Source organism: Microbacterium sp. B24 (assembly GCF_000333415.1).
Taxonomy (GTDB): Bacteria; Actinomycetota; Actinomycetes; order Actinomycetales; family Microbacteriaceae; genus Microbacterium.
Genome location: NZ_BADB01000339.1, coordinates 1 through 1,247 on the forward strand (window position 1 = coordinate 1; position 1,247 = coordinate 1,247).

Sequence of the window (1,247 nt, forward strand, 5' to 3'; positions counted from 1 at the left end):
CAGCCCGAGGAGTCCGGGATCGCGAAACGGGTTGCGTGTGAGCCCCTGCAGGACCGTGCCCCGCCAGCGCGAGCGCGGCGCCGGCACAGACGCCGATGACGGTGCGCGGCACGCGCTGCGTCATGACGACGATGTGGTCGGGGATTGGAGCCGTCGAACGCCACGAGGGGCCTGCCACACGTCGGCCGGGGCGATCTGCCGTGCGCCCACACCCAGCGAGAGCACGACGAAAACCGCGAGGAGGGCGGCTCCGATCGCCGCGACGACCAGTGTTCGTCGCGGTCGTACCGGCGCGCTCATTCGACGCGCTCGGACTGCCCGAGACGCCAGTAGCCCATGAAGGCCACGCGCTTGCGGTCGACCCCGCACTCCGACACGAGCAGCCGCCGCAGCGTCTTGACCGTCGCCGACTCCCCCGCCATCCACGCGTAGAACTCGCCGTCGCCATCCTCGGGGCTGTCCCACAGCAGCTCACGATCGACGTCGATCTCATCGAGGGCCTGAGGTCGGGGCGCCGCGGCGCGCGCGATCACCTCGGCGTGATCCCGCGTCCACCCGGTCACCGCTTCGATGAGCGCGACCCCGTGCGGACGGTCTGCCCGCACGATCCAGCTGAGCCGCGCGCCGGATGCCGCCGGCAGCTGCGGTCGCAGCGCATCGTCGTCGTCGGGCACCTCGACGAACGCGTCGACCTCGCACCGCGGATCGAGTGACTCCAGGATGCTGCAGATCGCGGGAGCGGCGGTCTCGTCTCCGGCCAGCAGCAGCCGTCGGGCGGTGCCGGGATGCCAATCCAGGCCGATGCGCGACTGCGGACTGCGCTCATCGGGACCGATGATGACGAGCTCGTCGCCGACGGCAGCGCGCTCGGCCCAGGATCCCGCCGGACCGGCATCGTGATGCACGACGAAATCGACGGCGAGCTCGCGAGCGGCGGCATCCACACGACGCACCGTGTACGTGCGGAACGGATTACGGCGCGCAGACGGCAGCGCCCGCCATCTGTCGTACCAGTCGCCGGCATGCTCCGCCTGACCGAAGTCGGAGTATCCCCCCGCGACATCGGCCAGGGGCAGGACGATCTTGATCCGCTGATCGAGACCCGCGGTGCCGAACCACTCCAGCTCGGGACCGGTGAACCACACCCGCACGAAGTGCGCAGAGAGCCGCTCGACGGCGCGGACACNGACGGCATACGGGCGGTAGGCCGGGCGGACGGCGGTCGCAAATTCGGTCACACCCTAAGG

At 70.8% G+C, this 1,247-nt stretch carries 1 protein-coding gene; it reads right to left on the reverse strand.

What is annotated here, in order from left to right; all coding sequences use genetic code 11:
* Positions 1 to 296: 296 nt before the first annotated feature.
* The gene (locus tag I5I_RS08725) at positions 297 to 1,238 is read right to left on the reverse strand and encodes a siderophore-interacting protein (protein ID WP_036318397.1); all 942 of its coding nucleotides are present in this window, start codon (positions 1,236 to 1,238) and stop codon (positions 297 to 299) included.
* Between the last annotated feature and the right edge of the window lie 9 nt (positions 1,239 to 1,247).